Here is a 1076-nt window from a genome sequence, read left to right on the forward strand (position 1 = left end):
AGGAATATTTTGGCAAAACTTATCAGGATTACCAAATTCAGGACTTTGTCGCGCTAAATTTTTCCATAGTGTCCAACTACCACCTAATTCGTCAGTTGGTGGTGCTGGTGTATCATTATCACCATACGTAGAGCTTTCCGTAATACTACCGTTTGTCACAAAGACAAGATCATCTACAGTCAGTTTAATTGACTCTGCTTTGCCATGTCGGTGAATTAATATTTCTCGGGCAATTTTTTGACTTGTCGTAACATCTACTTTAATATCTTCTACTTTTACATCGTATTCAAATTGAACCCCATGCGATTTTAAATATTCAACCATAGGTAATACTAAAGATTCATATTGATTATATTTAGTGAATTTTAAAGCTGAAAAGTCTGCGAGACCACCAATATGATGAACGAATCGCATTAGATAACGACGCATTTCCATAGCAGAATGCCACGGTTCAAATGCAAACATCGTTTTCCAGTAAATCCAAAAGTTTGAATTAAAGAAGTCATCGGAAAATACATCTGTTATTTTGACATCATCTAAATCTTCTTCATTCGTTAAGCATAAATCTAAAATTTCTTTAATCGCCGTTTTAGTCAAAGTGAAGTCTCCGTCTGTGACTAAACGTTGACCCTGTTTCTCAATAACACGACAGCGAGAATAGTTAGGGTCTTCTTTGTTTAGCCAATAGAACTCATCTAATACAGACGCGTTATCGATTTCTAATGAAGGGATAGATCTGAATAAGTCCCACAAACATTCAAAGTGGTTCTCCATTTCACGACCACCGCGGACAACATAGCCTTTTAAAGGCATATTTTCACCATCAAGACTACCACCTGCTTTAGGTAACTCTTCTAAAATATGAATCTTCGAACCTTCCATTTGACCATCCCTAATTAAGAAACAAGCTGCCGCAAGTGAAGCTAACCCAGACCCGATTAAGTAAGCAGATTTGTTTTCTACATTTTCAGGTTTTTTAGGGCGCGCAAATGCTTCATAATTTCCATAACTGTAATACATATCCACCAAGTCCTTTCGTATTAGAATACACTCAGACTATACCCCTTTGTGAATTG

General features: G+C 36.7%; 1 protein-coding gene. It reads right to left on the reverse strand.

Annotation, left to right across the window (positions count from 1 at the left end):
• A partial coding sequence (locus IDG60_RS15600) for an oleate hydratase (RefSeq protein ID WP_164825848.1) occupies positions 1–1020 on the reverse strand: 1020 nt, incomplete at its 3' end.
• Positions 1021–1076 lie beyond the last annotated feature (56 nt).

The organism is Staphylococcus sp. EG-SA-2, assembly GCF_017152085.1.